The organism is Pseudoalteromonas rubra (assembly GCF_001482385.1).
Classification (GTDB): Bacteria; Pseudomonadota; Gammaproteobacteria; order Enterobacterales; family Alteromonadaceae; genus Pseudoalteromonas; species Pseudoalteromonas ardens.
Genome location: NZ_CP013611.1, coordinates 2,960,749 through 2,986,052, shown reverse-complemented (window position 1 = coordinate 2,986,052; position 25,304 = coordinate 2,960,749). Strand labels below are relative to the sequence as shown.

Genomic DNA, 25,304 nt, shown 5'->3' with positions numbered 1-25,304 from the left:
TACGCACACTCCGTTTTGTGGTGCTTCAATTAACAGCCATGAACCTCTGGATCGGAAATAAAACAGAAGTGATCACAGGAGTCATTGGTTCGACAACCGCGCGTGCCGATTGCTAAACAAGCCAGCAGTGAGCCACCCGCAACTTTTGGAGTCATATCAACAGGCATTGTGGTTGTGCTTGGGGATAACACCTTCATCGGCTTTTTGTTGAGTTTCAGTTTCATTGAATTTTCCTTAATAACAAAGTGAATTGTACCACCGAACACAGTTCAAAAAACGACCAACACCAATACCTTGATTTAGTAACGTAACACGCATCGCTACAGTACCTCTTCAAGAATATCCCCCAGGAATGGCACACATTCATGGATAGTCATTCTATTCAGACGACCCCTAAAATAACCTGACCGCCCCAAAAGCAAAAGCCCCGACCAAAAGGCCGCGGCTTTTCAAAAGTTTAATTTAGTTAAAAACTAAAATTAAGCTTTCTTAGGACGAACCAGAACGTCTACCAAAGTCCAGGATGTTTTCTTAGGGGTTTTGGTGGTGACGCACATTCACGGATGACCATTCTATTCAGACGACCCCTAAATAACCTGACCGCCCCAAAAGGCAAAAGCCCCGACCAAAAGGCCGGGGCTTTTCAAAAGTTTAATTTAGTTAAAAACTAAAATTAAGCTTTCTTAGGGCGAACCAGAACGTCTACCAAAGTCCAGGATGTTTTCTTAGGGGTTTTGGTGGTGACACACATTCACGGATGACCACTCTATTCAGACGACCCCTAAATAACCTGACCGCCCCAAACGCAAAAGCCCCGGCCAAAAGGCCGGGGCTTTTCAAAGTTTAATTTAGTTAAAAACTAAAATTAAGCTTTCTTAGGACGAACCAGAACGTCTACCAAAGTCCAGGATGTTTTCTTAGGGGTTTTGGTGGTGACGCACATTCACGGAGCGTCGCGCTCTTCAGACGACCCCTAAAATAACCTGATCGCCCCAAACGCAAAAGCCCCGACCAAAAGGCCGGGGCTTTTCAAAAGTTTAATTTAGTTAAAAACTAAAATTAAGCTTTCTTAGGACGAACCAGAACGTCTACCAAAGTCCAGGATGTTTTCTTAGGGGTTTTGGTGGTGACGCACATTCACGGAGCGTCGCGCTCTTCAGACGACCCCTAAAATAACCTGATCGCCCCAAACGCAAAAGCCCCGACCAAAAGGCCGGGGCTTTTCAAAAGTTTAATTTAGTTAAAAACTAAAATTAAGCTTTCTTAGGACGAACCAGAACGTCTACCAAAGTCCAAGATTTTTTCTTAGAGATCGGCGCACATTCACGGATAGTCACAGTATCACCTGCTTGCGCAGTGTTGCTCTCATCGTGTGCGTGCAACTTAGTTGTACGCTTGATGAATTTACCGTAGATCGGGTGCTTAACCTGACGCTCGATAGCAACAACGATTGACTTGTCCATTTTGTCGCTAACTACACGACCTTGAAGAGTACGGATCTTATCGCTCATTATGCACCTGCCTTCTGGTTGATAACCGTTTTAACACGCGCAATATTGCGACGTACTTTTTTCAGCTCGTGAGTTTGAGCCAGCTGACCAGTGCTCGCTTGCATGCGCAGGTTGAACTGCTCACGCAGAAGCTCTAGAAGTTCAGCATTTAGCTCTTCTACGCTTTTGTCTTTAAGTTCGCTAGCTTTCATTTACATTACCGTCCGAGTTACAAAAGTGGTTTTGAAAGGTAATTTACGAGCAGCTAGGTTGAATGCTTCGCGAGCAAGCTCTTCTGAAACACCTTCCATCTCGTAAAGTACTTTACCAGGCTGAATTTCAGCAACCCAGTATTCAACAGAACCTTTACCTTTACCCATACGAACTTCAAGCGGCTTTTCTGTAATTGGCTTGTCTGGGAACACACGGATCCAGATTTTACCTTGACGCTTGATGTGACGTGTCATAGCACGACGAGCTGCTTCGATTTGACGAGCAGTCATACGGCCACGGCCAGTCGCTTTCAAGCCGAAAGAACCGAAGCTAACTTTATTACCGCTAGTTGCAAGACCACGGTTGCGGCCTTTGTGCACTTTACGGAATTTTGTACGTTTTGGCTGTAACATTAGTCGCTACCTCTTACTTAGCACTTTTTTTAGCTTTCTTCGGAGCGCGCTTGGCTGGCTTCTCAGCTTCTTGTTTCAGTGGAAGACCACCGATAACTTCGCCTTTGAAGATCCAAACTTTAACACCGATGATACCGTAAGTGGTCAAAGCTTCAGAAGTTGCGTAGTCGATGTCAGCACGTAGAGTGTGTAGAGGTACACGACCTTCACGATACCACTCAGAACGTGCGATTTCAGCACCGCCTAGACGGCCGCTAACTTCAACTTTGATACCCTTTGCACCCAGGCGCATTGCGTTCTGTACCGCGCGCTTCATCGCACGACGGAACATAACACGACGCTCTAGCTGTGAAGAGATACCGTCAGCAACTAGTTGTGCATCAAGCTCTGGCTTACGTACTTCTGCAATGTTGATTTGTGCAGGTACACCAGCAAGCTTAGTTACAGCGTGGCGAAGCTTTTCAACGTCTTCACCTTTTTTACCGATAACAACACCAGGACGAGCTGTGTGAATTGTTACACGGATAGATTTCGCTGGACGCTCAATAACGATTTTAGACACAGAAGCGTTTTTCAATTCCTTAGTAAGGTATTGACGCACTTTGTGATCACCAAAAAGCTGCTCAGAGAAATCTTTTGAATTCGCGTACCAGGTAGAAACCCAAGGTTTAGAGATACCTAGGCGAATACCAGTAGGATGAACTTTTTGTCCCATTACTTATATCTCCTAGCTATCTGAAACCACAACAGTGATGTGGCTTGAACGCTTAAGGATGCGGTCTGCGCGTCCTTTAGCACGTGGCATAATACGTTTCATTGTAGGACCTTCGTCTACAAATACTTTAGCCACTTTAAGCTCATCAATGTCAGCACCTTCGTTGTGCTCCGCGTTAGCGATAGCAGACTCAAGTACTTTCTTAACTAATACAGCCGCTTTCTTTGGGCTGTACGCTAGGATTTCTAGCGCGCGATCAACCGGAAGTCCGCGGATCTGATCTGCAACTAGACGTGCTTTTTGCGCCGAACCAGAGGCGAATTTGTGTTTAGCTAATGCTTCCATCATACCCTCCGATTAACGCTTTTTAGCTTTCTTATCCGCAGCGTGACCGCGGTAAGTACGTGTAGGTGCAAATTCACCTAGTTTGTGACCGATCATTTCGTCTGTAACGAATACAGGTACGTGCTGACGACCATTATGGACAGCGATGGTCAATCCGATCATGTTAGGGATGATCATTGAACGACGGCTCCAAGTCTTGATAGGCTTCTTGTCACCGCTTTCCAACGCCTTCTCTACCTTCTTCAGCAAGTGTAGGTCAATGAATGGACCCTTCTTGAGAGAACGTGGCATGGCAATTCCTCAACTATTACTTAGTACGACGACGTACGATAAATTTATCAGTACGCTTGTTCTTACGTGTCTTAGCACCTTTAGTCGGCTTACCCCATGGAGACACAGGGTGACGACCACCAGATGTACGACCTTCACCACCACCGTGTGGGTGGTCTACCGGGTTCATGGCAACACCACGAACTGTAGGACGAACACCACGCCAGCGAGTTGCACCAGCTTTACCTAGTGAACGTAGCATGTGTTCAGCGTTACCTACTTCACCGATAGTTGCGCGACAATCCGCTTCAACTTTACGCATTTCGCCTGAACGTAGACGTAGAGTCACGTACTGGCCTTCACGCGCTAGGATCTGTACATATGCACCAGCAGAACGGGCAATCTGAGCACCTTTACCAGGCTTAAGCTCAACATTGTGTACCGTTGTACCTACTGGGATGTTACGCATAGGCATTGCGTTACCAGCTTTGATTGGTGCATCAACACCAGACTGGATTGCATCACCTGCTTTAACACCCTTCGGTGCGATGATGTAACGACGCTCACCGTCTGCATATAATACAAGAGCGATGTTTGCGCTACGGTTAGGATCGTACTCTAGACGCTCTACTTTAGCTGGGATGCCATCTTTAGTGCGTTTAAAGTCGATTACACGGTAGTGTTGCTTGTGACCACCACCGATGTGACGAACCGTGATACGACCGTTGTTGTTACGACCACCTGATTTAGAGTTTTTCTCTAATAGCGGAGCGTAAGGCTTACCCTTGTGCAGATCAGGGTTAACCACTTTAACGACGTGACGACGACCCGCAGAAGTTGGTTTACACTTTTGAAGTGCCATAATTCTAACTCCCCTTATTACTCGGCGCCGCCGACAAAGTCTAGCTCGCTGCCTTCTTTAAGAGTAACGTAGGCTTTCTTCCAGTCTGAACGACGGCCGAAACGCATGCCTGTACGCTTAGTTTTACCCTTAACATTTAGCGTGCGAACACCAGTTACTTCTACTTCGAAAAGCTTCTCAACAGCAGCTTTGATTTCTGCTTTGTTTGCATCTTTAACTACTTTGAAAACAATCGTGTTGTTCTCTTCAGCAGAGATGGTGCTTTTCTCAGAGATGTGTGGAGCAAGGATTACTTTTAAAAGACGTTCTTCACGGATCATGCTAGCGCCTCCTCAAGTTGCTTAACAGCAGCAGCAGTAATCAGTACCTTATCGAAAGCGATTAGGCTTACTGGGTCGATGCCAGCTACATCACGCGTGTCAACCTTGTACAGGTTACGTGCAGAAAGGAATAGATTCTCATCTACTTCTTCAGTCACGATTAATACGTCTTTAAGCTCAAGCTCTTTCAGCTTAGCTACTAGTTCTTTAGTCTTTGGTGCTTCTAGACCAAATTCTTCAACAACTACTAGACGATCTTGACGAACAAGCTCAGAAAGAATGCTCTTGATCGCACCGCGATACATCTTACGGTTAACTTTTTGGCTGTGATCTTGCGGCTTAGCTGCAAAGCTCACACCACCGCTGCGCCAGATTGGGCTGCGGATTGTACCAGCACGTGCACGGCCAGTACCTTTTTGGCGGAATGGTTTTTTACCACCACCAGCAACTTCAGAACGTGTCTTCTGAGCTTTAGTACCCTGACGAGCACCTGCTGCGAAAGCAACAACTACTTGGTGTACTAATGCTTCGTTAAACTCACGTCCAAAAGTAGCTTCGGAAACTTCAAGCGCACCAGCGCCTTTAATTGCTAATTCCATCACTAAATCTCCAGGACTTAAGCTTTAACAGCTGGTTTAACGATAACGTCGCCGCCGATAGCGCCAGGTACTGCACCTTTAACTAAAAGCAGATTACGCTCAGCGTCAACACGTACTAGCTCTAGGTTCTGAGTAGTTGTTTGCACATTACCCATTTGACCAGCCATTTTCTTACCTTTAAACACCTTACCAGGTGATTGGTTTTGACCGATTGAACCAGGAGCACGGTGAGATAGAGAGTTACCGTGAGTAGCGTCTTGCGTGCTGAAATTCCAGCGCTTAACACCACCTTGGAAACCTTTACCTTTTGAAGTACCAGTAACGTCTACTTTGTTTACTTCGTTGAATAGCTCAACAGTAAGCTCAGCACCTACTTCAAACTCACCTTCACCGCCGTTAAGACGGAATTCCCACAGGCCGCGACCCGCTTCAACACCAGCTTTAGCGAAGTGACCCGCTTCTGGTTTGTTTACACGGCTTGCTTTTTTCTCGCCTGCAGTAACTTGAAGCGCGTTATAACCGTCTGTTGCGTCAGATTTGATCTGAGTAACACGGTTAGGAGTCGCTTCGATAACTGTCACAGGGATAGATACACCATCTTCAGTGAAGATGCGTGTCATACCCACTTTACGACCGACTAGACCTAATGCCATTTTCCTAAAACCTCTCTAATCTTTCGATTAACCCAGGCTGATTTGAACATCAACACCAGCAGCAAGGTCTAGGCGCATTAGAGCGTCTACAGTCTTGTCAGTTGGTTCTACGATGTCGATCAGACGTTTGTGGGTGCGGATTTCATACTGATCACGCGCGTCTTTGTTTACGTGCGGAGAGATCAATACAGTGAAACGTTCAAAGCGAGTAGGAAGTGGGATTGGACCACGTACCTGAGCGCCAGTGCGTTTCGCAGTTTCCACGATTTCCGCCGTTGATTGGTCAATCAAACGGTGGTCAAAAGCTTTTAGGCGAATACGAATGCGTTGATTTGACATTCTTAAACCTCAATTAAAAGAGCATTTAAAAAGAGCATAAAAAAACCCCCGAGGCCATCTCAAAATATAAGAGGTCGGTTGTTCTTCTATTTCTACCATTGAACTCCAAATCGGAGTTCCTGTTTACGTGCCTGAAATCCAGGCCTATGTATGACTTTCTTGTGACGAATCACAGAAAGTTTGTGCATTATAATGAGACTGGCGATAAATGCAACAATTATTGCAAAATTATTTGCTGCATGCCTCGTCCTCACTGTAAGTGGCACAGGGCGTCTATACTTTATACAAAGGATTGCCTACACCGTCCTTGTCATTGTACTGACACAAATGGTCAGTCCAGTTAAAGCCTGATATTCTATACAGCAAAAATACGAATCTGGTACTGCTATGCGCTTACTTTCTCAGGGGCTCAACCGAGTGGCCCAATGGACCAACTGCTTACTGGTCAGAAGCAAACTGTTGCCGGCTGACCCCGTGTCGCAGTTCAACCTGGACCCGAGCTTACCCACTTTTTATGTTGCCCGACTCAACTCTCGGGCAGATCTGGCTGCACTCAACGCGATGTGTAAGAAGCTGGGCTTGCCCAGCCCCATGCAAGATCAGGTTTTAGGAAGTAAAACACTGCCGCGCTTTATTGGTATCAAAAATCCAACGCCCCTGCTGAGCAAAACCGCGGGACCCAGCCCGGCCATTGATCAGGGTAAAGCGATTTTCTCTGCATTGCGTGCCCACCCGGACATCAAAGCACAAGTGATCCCGGTGACTGTGTTGTGGGGCCGTAACCCTGGTAAAGAAAAGCCAGGTATAGGCACCTTATTCAGCCACTCATTGACCCCTAGCTGGTTGCGCAAGGCTATGGTCGTGCTGTTTTCTGGTCGCGACAACCTGGTGCGCTTCTCTGCCCCCATCGCTCTGGACCAGCTTATGACCGACAAATCGGACGTCGACGAATTACCTCATAAACTGCTACGCGTAGCTCGAGTGCACTTTCATCGTCAGAAGCTGGCTGCAACCGGACCCAAATTACCGTCGCGCGAAGCTCTGTTCAATTCCCTGCTGGCTGCTCCCACAGTCAAACGCGCCATCGCCGATGAAGCCAAATCTAAAGGGCTGAGTCATGATGAGGCACGCTTAAAAGCGCTGGAGCTACTGGAGGAAGTTGCCGCCAACTATTCAGAAGCCATGGTTCGCGTGGGCGATCGCGTATTGACCTGGCTGTGGAATAAACTCTATAACGGCATCGAAGTAAAAAATGCCGAGAGGGTGCATGACCTGGCCGATAAAGGCCACGAGATAATTTACGTGCCCTGCCATCGCAGCCACATGGATTACCTGCTGCTAACCTACGTGATTTATCACCAAGGTCTGGTACCGCCGCATATTGCAGCCGGGGTGAACCTGAATTTTTTTCCGGCCGGTGGCATTTTCCGGCGCTGTGGCGCGTTCTTTATTCGCCGCTCTTTTGCCGGTAACAAACTCTACTCCACCATCTTTAAAGAGTATCTGACTCAGCTGTTCATCAAAGGCTATTCAGTCAAGTTTTACACTGAAGGTGGCCGCAGTCGCACAGGCCGCTTGTTGCCGCCCAAAACGGGTATGCTGGCCATGACGATGCAATCTATGTTGCGCGGGATCGATCGACCCATTTCTATAGTACCGGTTTACATTGGCTATGAGCATGTCATGGAGATCAATACCTACCTCAAAGAGCTGGCAGGCAACAGCAAAAAGAATGAATCCGTCGCAGGGGTCTTTAAGGCCATTAAAAACCTTAAAAACTATGGCCGGGGTTACCTGAACTTCGGTGAACCCATTCACCTCAATCAATATCTCAATGAACATCAGGCTGACTGGCGCGACGCGATTGGTCAGGGTGAGGGCGCCAAACCGCAGTGGCTCAATGGTCAGGTGGCTCTGGTGGCGGATCGGATCATGACCAACATCAATGCCAGCGCGGCACTGAACTCCATCAACCTGCTGGCCATAATATTGCTGTGTAATGAACAATTTGCGCTGAGCCGACAAAAACTGCTGACACAAATGCGCTTTTATCTCACCTTGCAAAGCCAAGCACGCTATGACGCCAATGTCACAGCGCCAAATGAAGATGCCGAGGCACTGTTGAATCACGCACTTAAGCTGGATAAGTTCGATGTACTGGCGGATGAACTGGGTGAGATCATTACAATCAAGGAAAAAGAGCGCACCCTGTTTAACTATTATCGCAACAATATTTTGCATCTGTTTGCCGTTCCCAGCGTTATTGCGCAAATACTGTTTAACCGCTATAGCGTCACGGTCACTGAGTGTCAGGCGAGCCTGGGGACCTTATATCCGCTGTTTGCCAAAGAGTGGTTTATGCATGAGTTACGCGAAGACTACATTGAGGACGTATTAAACTGTTTCGCTCAGGAGGGCCTGATAGACTTTGATGGTCACCTGGCGACCGTCGTTAAAGACAACAAAGCACTGGCACAACTGGAGATGTTGGGTAAGGTGATCCATCTAACACTGGAACGCTACGCCATCAGTGTCAGCCTGTTGTTACGTGATCAAGGCATTGCCCGCACCACACTGGAGAGTGAAAGTGAAGTGTTGGCTAAGCGACTGGGTACCTTACACGGCATTAAGAGCCCTGAGTTCTTTGATAAGAAGGTGCAGACTAACCTGATCAGCGTGTTACAAACACAAGGCTTTATCAGTATTTCTGAGCAGCAGACCATCACAGCGATGCCAACGCTCAGCACTTTGTCTGATCACCTCAATGATTTACTGCCAGCGAGGATCTGGCAGTCCATCCGCGATACCTTATAGAAGACGCCACGCTATATAAGGTATCATCTGTAGCGTCAGCGCGCTGCGCGCTGACGCATAACCCCTTCCTGAATAGTCGACGCCACTAACTCGCCCTGACGGTTAAAGAATTGGCCTCGGACCAGTCCACGACCATTGCTGGCACTGGGACTGTCTACACTGTAAAGCAACCACTCATCCATTCTAAATGGACGATGGAACCACATCGCATGATCTATGGTCGCGACCTGCATGTTTTTTTGCATAAAGGACACCCCATGCGGCTGCAGCGCCGTGGGCAGGAACTCAAAATCCGACGCATAGGCCAGCAGGTAGTTGTGAATGCGACGATCGTCAGGCATGGCACCATTGGCCTTAAACCAGACATGGCGTGTGGGTTCCATCACCTCAGGCTGAAACGGATTATGAAACTCCACCGGACGCATTTCGATAGGCATCGGCTGGGTAAATTTAGCGCGCAGTGGCTCAGGAATTAAGTCTGCTTTATCCTGATAGAACTCCAGCGATGATCGCAACGCTTCCGGACCCGGAACCTCAGGCATCTCTGACTGGTGGGATAAACCTGGTTCATCCCCCTGAAAAGACGCGGTCATATAAAAAATGGGTTTACCGTACTGAATGGCGCTGACCCTGCGAGTACTAAAACTGCGCCCATCACGGATATTCTCAACATCGTACACAATCGGTTTAGCCGCATCGCCGGGACGTAAAAAGTACGAGTGCAGCGAATGCACGTAGCGCCCTTCTGGCAAAGTATATTTAGCTGCGGAGAGTGCCTGGCCCATAACCTGGCCGCCAAACACCTGCGGAAAGCCCAGATCCTGGCTCTGGCCCCGATAAATCCCTTGTTCGATTTCTTCGAGCTGAAGCAGCTCCAGCAACCCCTGTAATGCCTGACTCATTGCACACCTCTTACACTGCATAGCTAATCCTATAATTATACACTATTGTGCAAGTAAAGAGAGGCATCACACGTTAAATCAGGTGCTTAACTCAGGCACGTAGCAGGCCGGACAAGAGTGCGATACACTGTGGGTTGGCTTTCTCTGACAAGGTAATTGACATGGCATACTGGTTATTTAAAACCGAACCCGACGCATTTTCCATCGACGATTTACAGCAGGCACCACAACAAAGTACGTTTTGGGAAGGAATACGCAATTATCAGGCCCGTAACTTTCTACGCGATGATGTACAGGTGGGCGATCAGGTCTTTATTTACCACTCAAGCTGTAAAATTCCAGCAGTGGTCGGCATCGCCACGGTTACCAAAGGAGCAGAGACCGATCCCCATCAGTTTGATCTGAGCAGCGATTATTATGATGCCAAGTCCAGTACAGACAACCCACGCTGGGTAGGTGTCACTTTATGCTACCAACAGCATTTGCCCCGACCAGTGACACTCAAAGCCATTAAAGCCGATGATACCATCACAGAGCTGGCGCTAAAAAAGGCCGGTCGCCTGTCCATTATGCCTGTGACCGACGCTGAGTGGACGCACATCTGCCAGCTCGGTGGCACTGAGTAACAATGCCGGACCGGGAAGCAGCTCTGTCAGCGCTTTTTCTGCTTTCCCCCTTTAGGGATCATGGAAAAGTACAAGATCAGCGCCAGCCAGGAAAACAGCAAAGTGCCGATCAGCCAGCCATTTTTTTCATGACCCCGGGTGCGTTTGCTGCCAGCAACCAGTCCTATTGGCAGTAAATACAAGCACAAGGCCCCCATTAATAGCAGCAATTGATCTGTCATACTCGCTCCCAGTTCACTTCACTGTGAAGTACGCGTTGCGGTGCAATATAATGTAACACATCGCCTCCCTGTAATGCGTAATCCAGCGGTGGATTTAAATCCATATCTCGGCCACTAAGGTCACGCGCCACCCCCAATAAAATCGCATTATGATGCGTTTTGAAATACATAAAGAGCTGACCAAATGTCAAAGCTGTCAGCGACTTCGGCAACTGCAAACTAAACTGCGTGTCGCCATGTAGGGTAGAGAGTAGCTCTTCCTGAATACGACTTGAGCCCGGGTCCTGCATCGAACGCACCAGGATCTCAGCCGACATCGCTGTCGAACACTCCACATTACGGCAATGCTGGCGTAACAACTGTGCCTTGGTTTCATCATTAAAATGAGCACTGATGTGGGCAGCCTTTTTCACCATCGGACTCAGTTTCAGCGCTGTGGTAAAGGTTTGATCATCGTCCTGACCATCAACAATGATTTTATCCGCATTGGCTAGCCCGGTGCGCGCCAACTGTTGATCATCGGTAAAGCTCAGCAGACGCACAAAATCCACCTCAGAAAAACGCAGCAGTGGGTGCTCCATCTCGTCACACACAGCCAACACAATGCGTCGTTCAATGCGTTTATTGTCGGCCAAAATATACTCAATCATGCGCTCAGTGCGTGTCGTGTGCCAGCCAAAGATGATGATATGATCGCTCAAATGTGAATAGTCTTTATCGCCCTTCATTGCTCTTTTTACCCAAATTGTAATTAACTGCCCAACTTTGCCTAGCAAAATGCCAAACAACGCCAGACCCAGCGGGATTTGAAATAAGGCCACAACCCAGCGCCCCAGATCGGTCGTGGCACTAAAATCACCATAACCCACTGTCGACGTAGTCACGACGTAATAATAGATATAGGTACTAACAGGCAATAATGCGTGCTCCTGTGCCAGCCAGAGCAATGCCCAGGTCACGCACATATGCAACACAGTCGCCAGTCCAATCAGCGGCCAACTGGCCTGATCAATGTGCGTCTGTAATACCAACAACAAACGCTTAAATAGCAAAGGCATTGTCATTCCTATATTGCAAGTCTCTGATTTACCATACTGAATAATCAGGATTATGCAACTAAGATAGCCCCCTGTGCGACACTTGCCAGACGCCATTGTTTGACTCAGCCTGATTGGGCTCAATTTGTGCACACAGAAAGTATTAATTTATTTACTAATAAGTATATACTGAGGGAAGGTACATATATTAGGGTAGCTTTATGGCCGGAGTATTAGCATCCGTTGATCAACGCACACAACTGGTGGGAGAAAACCGCCTCGAGCTACTGTTGTTTCATTTGCACAGCCGACATCTGTTTGCACTCAATGTGTTTAAAGTCAAAGAAGTCGTTAAGTTGCCGCATCTTAACAAGATGCCCAATGCCCATCCAAAAATAGCCGGGGTCACTACCATTCGGGGTGAGTCCATTCCCGTGATCGATTTACGTCAGGCGATCTGCATGCCGCATTGTGAATACGACAGTGACAGCAACTTAGTGATCACCGAATATAACCGTACCATTCAGGCATTTCTGGTGGGTAAAGTCGACCAGATCGTCAACACCACCTGGTCTGATATCATGCCGCCCCCGCGCTCAGTGGGTCGCAACCATTACCTCACCGCACTGACCAAGCTCAAACGCGGCGACCAGGAGTTACTGGTAGAGATCATTGATGTCGAGAAGGTGCTGGCCGAGATCATCGCGTACGACGTGGTGATCCCCGAAAATATCCTCGACAAAACTATCATCAATGAATTTCAGGGCCGCAAGATTTTGCATGTGGACGACTCTCCCACGGCACGTCGCCAGGTCTCCGATACGCTGGCTCAGCTGGGCATCGAAGTGCTACCTGCAACCGATGGCCACGAAGCCCTAAAGCTACTTCAACACTGGGCAGATGAGGGTATAGACGTTAACAAAGAACTCATGGCAGTGATCACCGATGCTGAAATGCCGGTTATGGATGGCTACCGCTTAACCTACGAAATACGTAACGACAGCCGCCTGAAAGACCTCTATATCGTGCTCAATACCTCGCTCAGTGGTAGCTTTAACAAAGCCATGGTAGAGAAGGTGGGGTGTGATGTTTTCTTATCTAAATTTCAGCCGGACCGACTGGTTGATGAAATGCAACGCCGACTGAAAGACGTACTGAATCAATAACTGTATATAAAAACAGGTTAAGTAAAATTTAAACCTTATATTTTTCATGTGGTTAATTTTAACCATGTGCAAAATACCTGCACCAAACTGGGCTTTGTGCCCTGCCCTAGGTATACTTTGCGCTGAATAAAGACGATGGGCGCAAAGATGGACGTATCAGAATTACTCGATGGCTTAAACGACAAACAACGTGAGGCGGTTGCCGCACCGCTACAAAATATGCTGGTATTAGCAGGCGCAGGCTCGGGCAAAACCCGGGTGCTGGTGCATCGCATTGCCTGGCTCATGCAGGTTGAGCAAGCTTCTGCGTATAGCATTTTTGCCGTAACCTTTACCAATAAAGCCGCCAAAGAGATGCGTACCCGGGTCGAGGAGACCTTACAAAACCCGGTCGGTGGTATGTGGATCGGTACCTTCCATGGCCTGGCCCATCGTATTTTGCGCGCCCATCATCGCGAAGCCAGGCTACCAGAGTCGTTTCAGATCCTGGATTCCGACGACCAGCTGAGAATGATCAAACGCCTGCTGAAATCAATGAACATCGACGATAAAAAGTGGCCACCTAAGCAGCTCAGTTGGTATATCAGCGCACGCAAAGACGAAGGTCAGCGCCCCAAAGACATCACCGCTCATGACGTCAACGAGCAATTGATGTTGCAGGTCTATACAGCCTATCAGGATGCCTGTGATCGCGCCGGTCTGGTCGACTTTGCCGAAATTTTGCTGCGTTGCTATGAAGTACTGCAACAAAATCCCACGCTACTGCGCCATTATCAGCAGCGGTTCCGCCATATGCTGGTCGACGAATTCCAGGATACCAACAGCATTCAGTATTTATGGCTAAAACTACTCGCCGGCAGCGACAGCAACATCATGATAGTGGGCGATGACGACCAAAGTATTTACGGTTGGCGAGGCGCACGGATTGAGAATATCAAACGCTTTTTAACCGACTTCGACGCGCAAACGATTCGCCTTGAGCAAAACTACCGCTCCACCGGCACCATATTGAAAGCGTCTAATGCCCTGATCCAGAACAATGCTGAGCGTATGGGTAAAAGCCTCTGGACCGACGGTAATCAGGGTGAACCTATTTCCGTGTATGCCGCCTTTAACGAGCTGGACGAAGCCCGCTTTATGGTCGGTAAAGTCAAGTCCTGGCTCCAGGGTGGTAACGCACTGAGCGACTGTGCCGTGCTTTACCGCAGTAACGCCCAATCTCGGGTGCTGGAAGAAGCGCTGTTGCAGGAAGGCCTCAAGTATCGCATTTACGGCGGTATGCGCTTCTTCGAACGTCAGGAGATCAAAGATGCTCTGTCTTATCTGCGCCTGATCAGCAACCGCAATGACGACGCCGCGTTTGAACGAGTGATCAACACTCCGGCACGCGGTATCGGCGACAAAACCCTGAGCCATATTCGAGACTGTGCCCGAGCCGAGTCACTCCCCCTGTGGTACGCGGCCAAAGCCGTGCTGGAGCAAGGGCACCTTGCAGGCCGTGCCGCTACCGCCATTCGTCGCTTCATTGAACTGGTCGAACAGCTGGACGATAAATTGATGGAACTCGAACTGGCCGAGCAAGCCAAAACCACCATAGAACAATCCGGTCTTCTGGCCATGTATCAGGCTGAAAAAGGTGAAAAAGGCCGTGCCCGGGTAGAAAACCTCGAGGAATTGATCAACGCCTGTGGTCAGTTTGATTTACCCGTGGAAGAAGAGTTCACCTCGCCACTACAAGGGTTCTTAGCCTATACCTCACTGGAATCTGGCGAAGGCCAGGCCGACGAACATGAAGATGCCGTGCAGATGATGACGCTGCACTCAGCCAAAGGCCTGGAATTCCCATTGGTCTTTATGGTAGGCGTAGAAGAAGGCATGTTCCCCTCGCAGCAAAGCCACGAAGAATCGGGCCGTCTCGAAGAAGAGCGCCGCCTGTGTTACGTCGGAATGACCCGGGCCATGGAAAAGCTTTACATCAGTCACGCGGAAAGCCGCCGTTTGTATGGGCAGGAAAAATACCATAGCCCGTCACGCTTTTTACGTGAAATTCCCGAAGACTGTCTGGAAGAAATTCGCATTAAGACACAGGTTTCACGACCCGTAGCAAGTGGCCGCTTCAGTGCGTCAGTGAGCCATGCCGTCTTTGAGGACAGCAACTTTAATCTGGGTCAGCGCGTTTTACATGCCAAATTTGGCGCTGGCACAGTACTCAATTATGAGGGCTGCGGTGCTCAGTCACGCATTCAGGTAAACTTTGACGATGTCGGCAGCAAGTGGCTGGTCACCGCCTATGCCAGACTGCAAGAACTCTAAGCTTGCGCGCCTGCTCTCACAGCTTGGGCAGGCTCGACACCGTCAGCTGCTGCTGATCAGCGGCGAGCAGGAGTGGGCCTACACTGAAGTACAGCGCCTGTTCCCTGCCATGCAAAATACAGCGTTAGTGCTGAGTAAGCACACAACACTGCCCGGGGCTTGCTGGCCAGAACATTTGCATCAGGTACTGGGCCAGGAATACTCTTTTGTCATCTATGACCTTTACAGTGGGCTAGTACCAAATACTCTCGCCGCCGCCGCAGGCACAGTGCAAGCAGGTGGCCTGCTGATTGTGCTCGCCCCGGCGCTGTCACAGTGGCATAGCTGGTGTGATCCGGCGCTTGAGCGCTGGCTGTCCTATAACGAGACCGCGCACTCCAGCCCCTACCTGCAACGCTGGCAGACACTGCTAAACCGCGCTTCTGTATGGCAGATCAGCCAATCACAGGGCGACTTACTACCACCACGCTATGATGCACCGCACGCCACTTTGGATATCAGTGAACAACAGTGCGCCCTCACTCAGCTCGCAGCTCATTTGCAACAATCGACTGCCGGGCCCGTATTACTGAGTGCCGATCGTGGCCGGGGAAAGTCCTCGCTGCTTGGCAAGCTGGCGGCTGGCCTGCCCGAGCTGAGCTTTGTTTTATGCGCGCAGCAACGCCGTGCCGTACACAATAGCTTTGTTCACCTCGGTGCTGCACTGAATGAGCCGGTCACTGACAAACTCAATCAGCTTGCTAATCTGCGCTTTATACCGCCTGATCAAGTGCTTGCACAGCGCCCAGGCTGTGATGTGCTGCTAGTTGATGAGGCTGCCGCAATTCCGGTACCGGTACTCATGGCGTTACTTAACGCCTATCCTAAGGTGGTGTTTTCCAGTACCTTGATTGGATATGAAGGCAATGGCCGGGGCTATACGTTGCGCTTTGCCAGACAACTTACACACTCCTACCCACAGCACCTGAGCTTATCCCTTAACCAGCCGATCCGTTATGCCGAACGGGATCCGCTCGAAGCCCAGTTACGTCAGCTATTTGCTCTGGATTGTGATTATCAACGTACGCTCACACCAACGGCCTCTTTAGCGTTCAGCGCTTGTTCGGGCGCACAATTAGCAGCGGATGAAGATACCCTGTCTCAGGTATTTGCTTTGTTGGTACTGGCACATTATCAAACATCTGTGAACGATCTGCGTCAGCTGCTCGACAGCCCCCATAACCGTTTATACCTTGCCCGACAGCAAGGGACTGTGGTGGCGGTGTGTCTGCTCAAACTGGAAGGTGGCTTTGAGGCCGCACTCAGTCAGGATATTGCGGCAGCAACACGACGCCCTGCCGGGCATTTAATGGCACAGCAACTTGCGCAACTAACCGGTAATGCACAGCTGGCACAAAAGCGCGGGGCGCGGGTGGTGCGGATCGCCGTGTCACCACACCAACAAGGACAACAGATTGGCAGCCAGTTATTGCGCTTTGCCGAGCAGCAACTGAGTGACCAGGTTGACTATTTCGGCAGCAGTTTTGGTTGTAACACACAATTGCTCAGATTCTGGCAGCACCACCAGTATCGGCCCGTCAAGCTGGGGTTTAAACAAGATAAAGCCAGCGGTGAGTTTGCCGTTCTGGTGGTCAAACCCTGTACTGAAAACATCGCGCTTGAGCCACTACAACAGTGGTTTAAGCACCTGCTGTTCAATCAGCTCAATGAGTTATATCGTGACTTTTCGTGCACTTTGGTCACTGAGCTGTGCAAAACTCTGCCGCAAAACGAGCCAGATCCTGTGCTGGTGCAACAATTGAATTACTTTGCACACACCGCAGCGGGAGAGCAACAGATCACGGCCCTGATCAGTGCACTGTGTCACAATCATCCTGTGCTTTTGGACCGATTATCAGCCAGTTCCCAAGTCACTACGATTCAGCTACTATTACAACGTCACCCACCAAAAGTATTAGATGATGCTTTGGTTCTGGCTACAAAAAAACAACGACAAACCGCTTTGCGGTCAATAGTGGCGGAAGTACATGCTGAAATTAATCTCAATCCTGAGTTGTTGCATCGCCCTGCTGGGCAGCCCTAAGCTCATCGCTGACGAGGTGCTCAAGCTTGGCATGTCGGTTGCCCTGAGCGGACCGGCCAAAGACATTGGCCAACAACTCAGACAAGGTGCCCAGCTGTACTTTGAGTATGCCAATAACCTGCCTGACAGGTCCCACCCCAAAGTGTCGCTGATGGTGCTAGATGATGGCTATGAGCCCGCCCGCACCGTTGTAAATACCCGTTACCTGATTGATCAACACAAAGTCATGGCGCTCTTTGGCAACATGGGCACACCTACGGCACACGCTATTCAGGCAATCCTGACGCATCATCAACTCCCTTTACTGGTGCCCTTTACCGGTGCTGACTTTCTACGCTCCAACACTCCCTATCCGGTGTTTAACTGGCGGGCCAGCTATCTGGATGAAGCCAATGAGCAGGTTCGCTACCTGGTAGATGAGCAAGGACATAAAGCCATTGCCCTGTTGATCCAAGCCGACGAATTTGGCCTGACGCTGGAAAAAAGCTTTCGTCAAGCACTGACCGCCAGGGGCCTCAAACCCAAAGTAACGGCCCGCTTTCGGCGCAACAGTGCCGATATCAACAAAGCCCTCAAACTGATCATGCGCAATGAAGTCACAGCCGTGGCGATGATAGGCACTTATCAGCCCCTCTCACTTTTTATTGATAAGGCGATGCACCGGGGGTTTAAAGGCACCTTTACCGGTGTCTCTTTCACTTCTTCCACCGCGCTGTTTGCCAAGCTGACCAGCAAATCAGCTCTGATGATCAGTGAAGTGGTACCCGACCCAAGCAAGTGCCAGGCGCAATTATGTGAGTTATTTCGCTCTTTGATCCACAAACAAAACTTAGCAACCAGCCCGCAGATCTTTGAAGGGTTTCTCAACGCCGCCATTTTTATTTCAGCGCTCGACTACTGCCCCAGGCCAGTCACACGCGCGTGCCTGCCCGGCGCAATGCAGCAGGTATTGAAAAAAGACCCGACGATACGCACGATTTTTGGCCTCTCTGACACAGAGAATAAACCCCGAGTGTATCGATCTTACTTTCAATAATGTCTATGCTTAGGACATCAAGTTAACGTACAGAGGCAGACATGGACTTAATCAATTTTCGGGTAGGGAAAAAAATCATTTCATTAAAAATATTGGATATCCTTCTGACCGAGCGCTATGAAGGTAACCTCACCTCTCTGCCCAATGATAACCCCAGCTTTATGGGCGTCAAAGACTACATGGGCACACCCACCCCCATTTTTGATCTGGGTTTAATCTTAAATAACCAGTCTTCCTACGACATTAACAAGTCTCTGGTCACTATGCTGCAGGAGCGAGAGCAAGATCAAAAAGCCTGGCTGGCCGAGCTGGAGCGCTGCATTTACAACGATCAGCCTTTTACCCAGGCCAAGGATCCAAAACAATCCGCTTTTGGTAGGTGGTATTACAGTTTTAAAACCGACAACGATGACTTACGCACGCTATTGGCGCGCTTTGAGGAACCACACAATCAGCTGCATGCACTGGCTGATAAACTGCTCACTATCAATGCCAAGGGCGATAAAACAGAGGCTTTGAGATTACTGGAAAGAGAAAAATCCACCACCTTTATGAAGCTGATCCGCCTGTTTGAATCGGCTCGCGACCAAATCATTCTCGACCATAAGCCCATCATCGTCTTCACTACGCAAGATGGTCAGCGCCCACACATTGGCCTGCTGGTCGATCAGGTGGAAGACAATATTCACTGTGATGAATCAGACATCAAGTCCCTGCAGGAAATGACCAGTATGGGATTTGAGATTGACCCGCAAACACGCAAAATGATGAAAGGGCTGATTAAACAAGGAGAGCATCACAGCTTGGTACTGGACCCCAGCGCCATCTTCCGTCCGGATCACTTACAAGACTATGAACCGGAAGAAACAGAAGCCTATGGGTTATTCTGATCTTGCCAACTGCAGCAACTAAAAAACGCCGCTAATGCGGCGTTTTTTAGTATTCGACAAGTAATTGCTTACTTAGCCTGACGGCTCGCGCGCTTACGCTCGCTCTCTGTCAGTAGCTTCTTGCGAATACGGATGCTTTCTGGCGTTACTTCTACCAGCTCATCATCATCGATGAATTCAAGAGCCTGCTCAAGCGTCATGATGATTGGCGGAACCAGGTTCTGCGCTTCATCAGTACCAGATGCACGTACGTTGGTTAGCTGCTTACCTTTCAGGGCATTAACAGTCAGGTCGTTATCACGTGCGTGAATACCGATGATCATCCCTTCGTACACTTCTACACCGTGACCGATGAACAACTTACCACGGTCCTGCAGGTTGAACAGGGCGTTAGTCAGCGCTTTACCCGCTGCGTTTGCAATCAGTACACCGTTCTTACGTTGACCTATGTTGCCACCTTTGTGTGGACCATAGTGATCAAACGTGTGGTACATCAGACCAGAACCAGAAGTCAGCGTCATGAAGTCAGTCTGGAAACCGATCAGGCCACGAGAAGGCATCACGAAGTCCATACGGATACGCCCTTTACCATCTGGTGCCATGTCCGTCATTTCTGCTTTACGCAGGCCCAGTTGTTCCATGATTGAACCCTGGTGCTCTTCCTGAACGTCAACAGTCACAGTTTCATATGGTTCTTCCAGTTGACCGTCTACTTCGCGCAAGATTACCTCCGGACGAGATACTGCCAGCTCATAACCTTCACGACGCATATTTTCAATCAGGATACCTAAGTGCAATTCACCACGGCCAGATACGCGGAAGCTATCCGGGTTATCTGTTTCTTCAACGCGTAATGCAACGTTGTGTACCAGTTCCGCCTGAAGACGCTCAAGAATGTTACGTGAAGTAACGAATTTACCTTCCTGACCTGAGAACGGTGACGTGTTTACAGAGAAGGTCATGGTTACCGTCGGCTCATCAACAGACAGTGCCGGTAGCGCTTCTACTGCGTTTACATCACACACAGTGTCAGAGATCTTCAGCTCACCCAGACCTGTGATAGCGATGATGTCACCCGCCTGTGCTTCTTGTGCTTCGTGACGATCAAGACCCAGATAAGTCAGAACCTGACCTACTTTACCGTTACGTGTCGTGCCATCAGCACCAACTATGGTCACCTGCTGGTTGACTTTAACCGTACCGCGCTTGATACGACCTACACCAATTACACCGATATATGAGTTGTAGTCCAGCTGAGAGATCTGCATCTGGAAGTCACCCTCTGGATCTGCATCCGGCTGGCCAACTTGCTCTACGATAGCTTCAAACATAGGCTGCATGTTGTCAGACGGCTCGTCCAGGTCCAATGTCGCCCAACCGTTAATCGCTGATGCGTAGATAACCTGGAAGTCCAGCTGCTCGTCAGTGGCACCTAAGTTATCGAACAGGTCAAATACCTGATCCATAACCCAATCAGGACGTGCGCCTGGCTTATCGATCTTGTTGATAACAACGATAGGCTTCAGACCCAGTGCAAATGCTTTTTGCGTTACGAAACGCGTTTGTGGCATTGGACCTTCTTGGGCATCAACCAGTAGCAATACTGAGTCAACCATTGAAAGTACACGTTCTACCTCACCACCAAAGTCGGCGTGTCCCGGAGTGTCTACGATATTGATGTGGTAGTCATTCCACTCGATGGCGGTATTTTTCGCCAGGATGGTGATGCCACGCTCTTTTTCAATATCATTCGAGTCCATGACACGCTCTTCGTTGCCACCGCGTGTCTCTAATGTGCCAGATTGTTCCAGCAGCTTATCGACTAGGGTAGTTTTACCATGGTCAACGTGCGCGATGATCGCGATATTTCTTAACTTTTCAATGCTCATATTTTTACTCAGAGAAGTTGGCCCTCAGTGATCCTAGTCGAATCGCGCAAAAATGCGCACCTAAGATGCCGATCCACAATTAAAGGTCGCGTATTATCCCCTAATAATGTGACAGATGAAAGTTTATCCAGCGTTTTTTTCTGCTCAGTATGCCTAAACACGCAATTGTCAGCGTCCAATGAACCGACTCAGCAGAGAACACGTAGTAAGGAGAGTCATTAACGCAACAAGTGTACACCAGAGCTCCTGCCCCGAATCTGGCCAAAAATATTAATCCTGACAGACAAGCGTGAAGTCAGTATGACGGCTCGCATCATATTGAAAGAAGTTGACTATTGAGTCGAAAACCCAGCTCAGGCCAAGATAATCTGAAACCTTGCTCACCGCCTTTGCTCATGCAGGTTGCACTCTGACATATCACAGCAAGCTACGGCACTATGTACTTATAAGATACGACTCACCGGGTCTGTGCACTGCCGGTCAGGCTCCTTGATTCTGTCCATATAACTTGCCACCTCGGCGAAAAATAAAATACGCGCTCACCCGCCAGATACGGTTTCAACTATGCTAGATTAAAATCGTGCATAACGCACCCATGTGGTGCATCAACCGCACTCTTAACGCACCAAATTAGTGCAAAACTGTTTTTTATTTGTTTGGGCATGAACTAAACCCTTTATAAACATGCAGTTAAAAAATTGGCACGAATAACGCTTAGTAGTGCGCAAATGCAGAGCACTGCAACAAAATATAACCCTACGAGTCGGAGGACACATGTCACAATCGGTTTTAGATCTTATTAAAGAACATGACGTTAAATTCGTTGATTTACGTTTCACAGATACTAAAGGTAAAGAGCAACACGTTTCTATTCCTCATCACCAGGCCGATGAAGACTTCTTCGAAGATGGCAAAATGTTCGACGGCTCATCTATCGCAGGCTGGAAAGGCATCAACGAATCAGACATGGTACTGATGCCAGATGCAACGACTGCTAAGCTGGACCCTTTCTCTGAAGAGACCACTCTGATTGTACGTTGTGACGTGCTTGAACCTTCAACCATGCAAGGTTACGAGCGTGACCCGCGTTCTGTTGCAAAACGCGCTGAAGACTACATGCGTTCTACTGGCATTGCCGACACAGTATTGTTCGGTCCTGAGCCTGAGTTCTTCCTGTTTGACGACGTGAAGTTCAAAACAGATATGTCTGGCTCTATGTACAAAATTGATGCACAAGAAGCGAGCTGGAACTCAGACAAAAGCTACGAAGAAGGCAACATGGGCCACCGTCCAGGCGTTAAAGGCGGTTACTTCCCGGTTGCACCAGTTGATTCGTCAGGTGACTGGCGTAGTGCAACCTGTCTTGTTCTGGAAGAAATGGGTCAGGTTGTAGAAGCACACCACCACGAAGTAGCGACAGCAGGTCAGAACGAGATCGCAACGCGCTTCAATACGATGGTTATCAAGGCTGACGAAATTCAAGAAATGAAATACGTTATCCACAACATGGCGCACCTTTATGGCAAAACGGCAACCTTCATGCCTAAGCCAGTAGTTGGCGACAACGGTTCAGGTATGCACTGTCACCAGTCACTGGGTAAAGATGGTAAAAACATCTTTGCTGGCGACAAGTACGGCGGCCTGTCAGAAGACGCGCTTTACTACATAGGTGGTATCATCAAGCACGCTAAAGCCATCAATGCTTTCGCCAATGCTTCAACTAACTCTTACAAGCGTTTGGTACCTGGCTTCGAAGCACCTGTTATGCTGGCGTACTCTGCACGTAACCGTTCAGCATCCATCCGTATTCCGGTTGTACCGTCTGAAAAAGCACGTCGTATTGAAGTCCGCTTCCCGGATCCAACTGCCAACCCTTACCTGGCGTTCTCTGCCATGCTGATGGCTGGCCTTGATGGTATCAAAAACAAGATCCACCCTGGCGATGCAATGGATAAAGACCTATACGACCTGCCAGCTGAAGAAGCAGCAGAGATCCCAACCGTTGCCTCTTCACTGCAAGAAGCACTGGACTCTCTGGACGCAGACCGTGAGTTCCTTATCCAGGGTGGCGTATTCACCAACGACCTGATCGACGCGTACATCGCATTGAAATCTCAGGAAGTTGAGAAGCTAAACATGACAACTCACCCGGTTGAGTTCGAAATGTACTACAGCGTATAAGCTGGTTTTCGGTGTTCTGGTGTGTGTGAGCTGATATAGCTGACACACTGCGCAATCCGGAATACTTATTTCAGCTGCATTCGCTCACTGATCAGTCCGCTGACAGTGAAAGAACAGGCTGACTCTGCGCTCTTAAATCATATGTGTTCTCAAGCCCGCAATGCGGGCTTTTTTCATGCCGATGCAATGGTAAACTTGCGCTAAAAGCACTAAAGTTATAGCTGGTAATGTGCGTCTTTTAAGCAAGGTGAAATCGTGTTGCGGCTTTATTGGGTGATTCTCTGTTTGGTGTTCAGCGCAAGTGCGGTGTCAGATCAAAAAGTCTACCGCTGGAAAGACGAAAACGGCAACTGGGTCTACTCAGACGTGCCAAGAAAAGGCTCTGAGAAAGTAAAACTGGACACCAATATGCTCACCATGCCAGCGACCGACACCAGCATTTTAACGCCCACGCAATCCACACCCACTGTTTCTTATCAGGCAAAAATTACGGCCCCCAGCGATCAGCAAACTCTGCGTGAAAACAGTGGCAGCGTGTATGTGAACGGCTTGGTGACCCCGCGCTTTGCAAACGGTTTTCAGGTTCAGCTGTTTCTTGATGGTAAAGCAACCGGGCCCAAACAAAGCACCGCATCTTTTGCATTACGTGATGTGCCTAGGGGGGAACACAAATTGCAAATGAAAGTATTTGATGACAAAGGCATGCTGGTTGCCCAAAGTGCAGTAACCACCTTTTTTCTGCACCGCGCCAGCGTGCTCAACCGTTGATTATAATAATAGGTGTGCTAATCTGCTGTGCACCAACTTGGTGCAAGGCGATCCAATATGGCACAACCCTCCTCAGAATTAATACATGAATTATGGCAAAATCTATCCACTGCAGTGATCTTACTGACCGAAGACCTGACCATCTATTTTGCCAACAACAGCGCCAGCGAACTCCTTGGCCTGGGCAGTAAACGCTTACTGAATCAGCCATTCGAAGCGATTTTTCATCATCATATGATCGACATGAAGCGACTCCAGCGTTACGTACTGGAAGACGGTGTCGATTGCCAGCAACACAAGGTTGACGTGGTCTTCATCGATAATCGCGCCAGTACACTGAACCTGTTTGCACGCCGCTTTATGTTGCAAAACCGGGCATTTATCCAACTGGAGTGTCGCCGTATCGATGAAGAGCTGCGATTCGATCAGGCCTTTAATCAGGCCCATCAATATCAGGCTGCCCGCAACCTGATCCGTGGCCTGGCACACGAAATAAAAAATCCGTTGGGCGGGATCCGAGGAGCGGCGCAATTATTGCAGTATGAAGTGCAGCAGGAAGAACGGGACGAGTGCGCAGAGTTAATTATTGAACAAGCGGATCGCCTGACCGAATTGGTAGACCGGCTACTGGGCCCCAATGAGTTGCCCCACAAAGAACCTTGTAATGTCCACCGTATGCTGGAATCGGTGATCCGGCTCAGTGAACTCGATGGTGCCGCCGGGATCCGTCTGGTCAAAGACTATGACCCGAGCATTCCGGATGTGGTTATGGATGAGGCGAAGATCCAGCAAGTGGTATTAAACATTATCCGCAACGCACAACAGGCACTGGGTGTGCAAGGCGAGATAAAAGTATCCACCCGGATCCGTCATCGTATCAGACGCGGTAAGCAATTGATGAAAAAAGCGTTGCAGATCAGAGTGACAGATAACGGCCCGGGCATTGCCCAGGAAATGCAGGCCACCTTGTTCTACCCTATGGTAACCAACAAGGAAGGCGGTTCTGGATTAGGCTTGTCTATTGCCCAAACACTGGTCGAGCAACACCATGGTTTCATCGATTGCGACAGCTGGCCTGGCCATACTGAGTTTGCCATCTACCTGCCCTTTGAAGCATAAACGCGTCTTGTGACGTGCGTTCATAACCTATTTTGAGAAG

At 49.0% G+C, this 25,304-nt stretch carries 26 protein-coding genes; 10 read left to right on the top strand and 16 right to left on the bottom strand.

Going from position 1 to position 25,304, the window contains the following annotated elements; translation table 11 throughout:
- Positions 1–29: 29 nt before the first annotated feature.
- From AT705_RS12925 to rpsJ, 12 genes are all read right to left on the bottom strand, one after another.
- Complete coding sequence (locus AT705_RS12925) at positions 30–224, bottom strand: hypothetical protein (RefSeq protein ID WP_058796893.1); 195 nt, start codon at positions 222–224, stop codon at positions 30–32.
- Between the two features lie 1,029 nt (positions 225–1,253).
- Positions 1,254–1,511: a 30S ribosomal protein S17 gene (gene rpsQ / locus AT705_RS12920; RefSeq protein ID WP_049863782.1), complete on the bottom strand. Its 258-nt coding sequence runs from the start codon at positions 1,509–1,511 to the stop codon at positions 1,254–1,256.
- Positions 1,511–1,702, bottom strand: a complete 192-nt coding sequence (gene rpmC / locus AT705_RS12915; RefSeq protein ID WP_010376372.1) for a 50S ribosomal protein L29 — start codon at positions 1,700–1,702, stop codon at positions 1,511–1,513. The genes rpsQ and rpmC overlap by 1 nt, the downstream gene beginning before the upstream one ends.
- Positions 1,703–2,116: a 50S ribosomal protein L16 gene (rplP, locus tag AT705_RS12910; protein WP_049863781.1), complete on the bottom strand. Its 414-nt coding sequence runs from the start codon at positions 2,114–2,116 to the stop codon at positions 1,703–1,705.
- Between the two features lie 13 nt (positions 2,117–2,129).
- Positions 2,130–2,831 (bottom strand): 30S ribosomal protein S3, encoded by a 702-nt coding sequence (gene rpsC, locus AT705_RS12905; protein WP_010386168.1) that lies wholly within the window; start codon positions 2,829–2,831, stop codon positions 2,130–2,132.
- 12 nt (positions 2,832–2,843) lie between these two features.
- A complete protein-coding gene (rplV, locus tag AT705_RS12900) occupies positions 2,844–3,176 on the bottom strand; it encodes a 50S ribosomal protein L22 (RefSeq protein ID WP_010386167.1) in 333 nt (110 codons plus the stop codon).
- A 12-nt stretch (positions 3,177–3,188) separates the two neighbouring features.
- Positions 3,189–3,467, bottom strand: coding sequence for a 30S ribosomal protein S19 (gene rpsS, locus AT705_RS12895; RefSeq protein WP_010367084.1), 279 nt, complete (start codon positions 3,465–3,467; stop codon positions 3,189–3,191).
- Positions 3,468–3,483: 16 nt separating this feature from the next.
- Positions 3,484–4,308: a 50S ribosomal protein L2 gene (gene rplB / locus AT705_RS12890; RefSeq protein ID WP_049863780.1), complete on the bottom strand. Its 825-nt coding sequence runs from the start codon at positions 4,306–4,308 to the stop codon at positions 3,484–3,486.
- A gap of 17 nt (positions 4,309–4,325) precedes the next feature.
- Entirely contained in the window at positions 4,326–4,628 is a 303-nt protein-coding gene (rplW, locus tag AT705_RS12885; RefSeq protein ID WP_049863779.1) for a 50S ribosomal protein L23, read from the bottom strand.
- Positions 4,625–5,227, bottom strand: coding sequence for a 50S ribosomal protein L4 (rplD, locus tag AT705_RS12880; RefSeq protein ID WP_010386164.1), 603 nt, complete (start codon positions 5,225–5,227; stop codon positions 4,625–4,627). The genes rplW and rplD overlap by 4 nt, the downstream gene beginning before the upstream one ends.
- Before the next feature lie 17 nt (positions 5,228–5,244).
- A complete protein-coding gene (rplC, locus tag AT705_RS12875; protein ID WP_049863778.1) occupies positions 5,245–5,880 on the bottom strand; it encodes a 50S ribosomal protein L3 in 636 nt (211 codons plus the stop codon).
- Between the two features lie 27 nt (positions 5,881–5,907).
- The gene (gene rpsJ / locus AT705_RS12870) at positions 5,908–6,219 is read right to left on the bottom strand and encodes a 30S ribosomal protein S10 (protein WP_005495349.1); all 312 of its coding nucleotides are present in this window, start codon (positions 6,217–6,219) and stop codon (positions 5,908–5,910) included.
- Positions 6,220–6,606: 387 nt separating this feature from the next.
- Between rpsJ and plsB the strand changes: the two genes are divergently transcribed.
- Complete coding sequence (gene plsB / locus AT705_RS12865) at positions 6,607–9,033, top strand: glycerol-3-phosphate 1-O-acyltransferase PlsB (protein WP_058796892.1); 2,427 nt, start codon at positions 6,607–6,609, stop codon at positions 9,031–9,033.
- Between the two features lie 35 nt (positions 9,034–9,068).
- Here plsB and tesB read toward each other — a convergent pair whose 3' ends face one another.
- Positions 9,069–9,935 carry an acyl-CoA thioesterase II gene (tesB, locus tag AT705_RS12860; RefSeq protein ID WP_049863776.1) on the bottom strand — a complete coding sequence of 289 codons (867 nt, stop codon included), beginning with the start codon at positions 9,933–9,935 and terminating at the stop codon, positions 9,069–9,071.
- A gap of 161 nt (positions 9,936–10,096) precedes the next feature.
- Between tesB and AT705_RS12855 the strand changes: the two genes are divergently transcribed.
- On the top strand, positions 10,097–10,561 hold the full coding sequence (locus AT705_RS12855; protein WP_058796891.1) for an EVE domain-containing protein: 465 nt from the start codon (positions 10,097–10,099) through the stop codon (positions 10,559–10,561).
- A 26-nt stretch (positions 10,562–10,587) separates the two neighbouring features.
- On the opposite strand, the gene AT705_RS12850 is transcribed toward AT705_RS12855, so the two are convergent.
- Positions 10,588–10,782 carry a hypothetical protein gene (locus AT705_RS12850; RefSeq protein WP_010386157.1) on the bottom strand — a complete coding sequence of 65 codons (195 nt, stop codon included), beginning with the start codon at positions 10,780–10,782 and terminating at the stop codon, positions 10,588–10,590.
- Entirely contained in the window at positions 10,779–11,840 is a 1,062-nt protein-coding gene (locus AT705_RS12845; RefSeq protein ID WP_058796890.1) for a potassium channel family protein, read from the bottom strand. Before AT705_RS12845 ends, AT705_RS12850 begins: the two co-directional genes overlap by 4 nt.
- Positions 11,841–12,040: 200 nt before the next feature.
- Between AT705_RS12845 and AT705_RS12840 the strand changes: the two genes are divergently transcribed.
- The 5 genes from AT705_RS12840 to AT705_RS12820 all read left to right on the top strand — a co-directional run bounded on the left by AT705_RS12840 (position 12,041) and on the right by AT705_RS12820 (position 19,307).
- Positions 12,041–12,985, top strand: coding sequence for a chemotaxis protein CheV (locus AT705_RS12840; RefSeq protein WP_010386153.1), 945 nt, complete (start codon positions 12,041–12,043; stop codon positions 12,983–12,985).
- 147 nt (positions 12,986–13,132) lie between these two features.
- Complete coding sequence (gene uvrD / locus AT705_RS12835) at positions 13,133–15,298, top strand: DNA helicase II (protein WP_058797997.1); 2,166 nt, start codon at positions 13,133–13,135, stop codon at positions 15,296–15,298.
- Complete coding sequence (locus AT705_RS12830) at positions 15,246–17,381, top strand: GNAT family N-acetyltransferase (protein ID WP_058796889.1); 2,136 nt, start codon at positions 15,246–15,248, stop codon at positions 17,379–17,381. The genes uvrD and AT705_RS12830 overlap by 53 nt, the downstream gene beginning before the upstream one ends.
- Entirely contained in the window at positions 17,326–18,417 is a 1,092-nt protein-coding gene (locus AT705_RS12825) for an ABC transporter substrate-binding protein (RefSeq protein WP_058796888.1), read from the top strand. The genes AT705_RS12830 and AT705_RS12825 overlap by 56 nt, the downstream gene beginning before the upstream one ends.
- Before the next feature lie 41 nt (positions 18,418–18,458).
- A complete protein-coding gene (locus tag AT705_RS12820) occupies positions 18,459–19,307 on the top strand; it encodes a chemotaxis protein CheW (RefSeq protein WP_058796887.1) in 849 nt (282 codons plus the stop codon).
- A 68-nt stretch (positions 19,308–19,375) separates the two neighbouring features.
- On the opposite strand, the gene typA is transcribed toward AT705_RS12820, so the two are convergent.
- Entirely contained in the window at positions 19,376–21,196 is a 1,821-nt protein-coding gene (typA, locus tag AT705_RS12815; RefSeq protein WP_049863695.1) for a translational GTPase TypA, read from the bottom strand.
- 774 nt (positions 21,197–21,970) lie between these two features.
- On the opposite strand from typA, the gene glnA reads away from it, so the two are divergent.
- The 3 genes from glnA (at position 21,971) to glnL (ending at position 25,264) form a co-directional block, all read left to right on the top strand.
- Positions 21,971–23,377 carry a glutamate--ammonia ligase gene (glnA, locus tag AT705_RS12810; RefSeq protein ID WP_010386144.1) on the top strand — a complete coding sequence of 469 codons (1,407 nt, stop codon included), beginning with the start codon at positions 21,971–21,973 and terminating at the stop codon, positions 23,375–23,377.
- 255 nt (positions 23,378–23,632) lie between these two features.
- Positions 23,633–24,145, top strand: a complete 513-nt coding sequence (locus AT705_RS12805) for a DUF4124 domain-containing protein (protein ID WP_237113729.1) — start codon at positions 23,633–23,635, stop codon at positions 24,143–24,145.
- A 57-nt stretch (positions 24,146–24,202) separates the two neighbouring features.
- Positions 24,203–25,264 carry a nitrogen regulation protein NR(II) gene (gene glnL / locus AT705_RS12800; RefSeq protein WP_058796886.1) on the top strand — a complete coding sequence of 354 codons (1,062 nt, stop codon included), beginning with the start codon at positions 24,203–24,205 and terminating at the stop codon, positions 25,262–25,264.
- Positions 25,265–25,304 lie beyond the last annotated feature (40 nt).

Bases quoted from the DNA above. Each gene is read 5' to 3' on its own strand.
- AT705_RS12925 (WP_058796893.1), bottom strand. From the start codon at position 224: ATGAAACTGAAACTCAACAAAAAGCCGATGAAGGTGTTATCCCCAAGC.
- rpsQ (WP_049863782.1), bottom strand. From the start codon at position 1,511: ATGAGCGATAAGATCCGTACTCTTCAAGGTCGTGTAGTTAGCGACAAA.
- rpmC (WP_010376372.1), bottom strand. From the start codon at position 1,702: ATGAAAGCTAGCGAACTTAAAGACAAAAGCGTAGAAGAGCTAAATGCT.
- rplP (WP_049863781.1), bottom strand. From the start codon at position 2,116: ATGTTACAGCCAAAACGTACAAAATTCCGTAAAGTGCACAAAGGCCGC.
- rpsC (WP_010386168.1), bottom strand. From the start codon at position 2,831: ATGGGACAAAAAGTTCATCCTACTGGTATTCGCCTAGGTATCTCTAAA.
- rplV (WP_010386167.1), bottom strand. From the start codon at position 3,176: ATGGAAGCATTAGCTAAACACAAATTCGCCTCTGGTTCGGCGCAAAAA.
- rpsS (WP_010367084.1), bottom strand. From the start codon at position 3,467: ATGCCACGTTCTCTCAAGAAGGGTCCATTCATTGACCTACACTTGCTG.
- rplB (WP_049863780.1), bottom strand. From the start codon at position 4,308: ATGGCACTTCAAAAGTGTAAACCAACTTCTGCGGGTCGTCGTCACGTC.
- rplW (WP_049863779.1), bottom strand. From the start codon at position 4,628: ATGATCCGTGAAGAACGTCTTTTAAAAGTAATCCTTGCTCCACACATC.
- rplD (WP_010386164.1), bottom strand. From the start codon at position 5,227: ATGGAATTAGCAATTAAAGGCGCTGGTGCGCTTGAAGTTTCCGAAGCT.
- rplC (WP_049863778.1), bottom strand. From the start codon at position 5,880: ATGGCATTAGGTCTAGTCGGTCGTAAAGTGGGTATGACACGCATCTTC.
- rpsJ (WP_005495349.1), bottom strand. From the start codon at position 6,219: ATGTCAAATCAACGCATTCGTATTCGCCTAAAAGCTTTTGACCACCGT.
- plsB (WP_058796892.1), top strand. From the start codon at position 6,607: ATGCGCTTACTTTCTCAGGGGCTCAACCGAGTGGCCCAATGGACCAAC.
- tesB (WP_049863776.1), bottom strand. From the start codon at position 9,935: ATGAGTCAGGCATTACAGGGGTTGCTGGAGCTGCTTCAGCTCGAAGAA.
- AT705_RS12855 (WP_058796891.1), top strand. From the start codon at position 10,097: ATGGCATACTGGTTATTTAAAACCGAACCCGACGCATTTTCCATCGAC.
- AT705_RS12850 (WP_010386157.1), bottom strand. From the start codon at position 10,782: ATGACAGATCAATTGCTGCTATTAATGGGGGCCTTGTGCTTGTATTTA.
- AT705_RS12845 (WP_058796890.1), bottom strand. From the start codon at position 11,840: ATGCCTTTGCTATTTAAGCGTTTGTTGTTGGTATTACAGACGCACATT.
- AT705_RS12840 (WP_010386153.1), top strand. From the start codon at position 12,041: ATGGCCGGAGTATTAGCATCCGTTGATCAACGCACACAACTGGTGGGA.
- uvrD (WP_058797997.1), top strand. From the start codon at position 13,133: ATGGACGTATCAGAATTACTCGATGGCTTAAACGACAAACAACGTGAG.
- AT705_RS12830 (WP_058796889.1), top strand. From the start codon at position 15,246: ATGTCGGCAGCAAGTGGCTGGTCACCGCCTATGCCAGACTGCAAGAAC.
- AT705_RS12825 (WP_058796888.1), top strand. From the start codon at position 17,326: ATGCTGAAATTAATCTCAATCCTGAGTTGTTGCATCGCCCTGCTGGGC.
- AT705_RS12820 (WP_058796887.1), top strand. From the start codon at position 18,459: ATGGACTTAATCAATTTTCGGGTAGGGAAAAAAATCATTTCATTAAAA.
- typA (WP_049863695.1), bottom strand. From the start codon at position 21,196: ATGAGCATTGAAAAGTTAAGAAATATCGCGATCATCGCGCACGTTGAC.
- glnA (WP_010386144.1), top strand. From the start codon at position 21,971: ATGTCACAATCGGTTTTAGATCTTATTAAAGAACATGACGTTAAATTC.
- glnL (WP_058796886.1), top strand. From the start codon at position 24,203: ATGGCACAACCCTCCTCAGAATTAATACATGAATTATGGCAAAATCTA.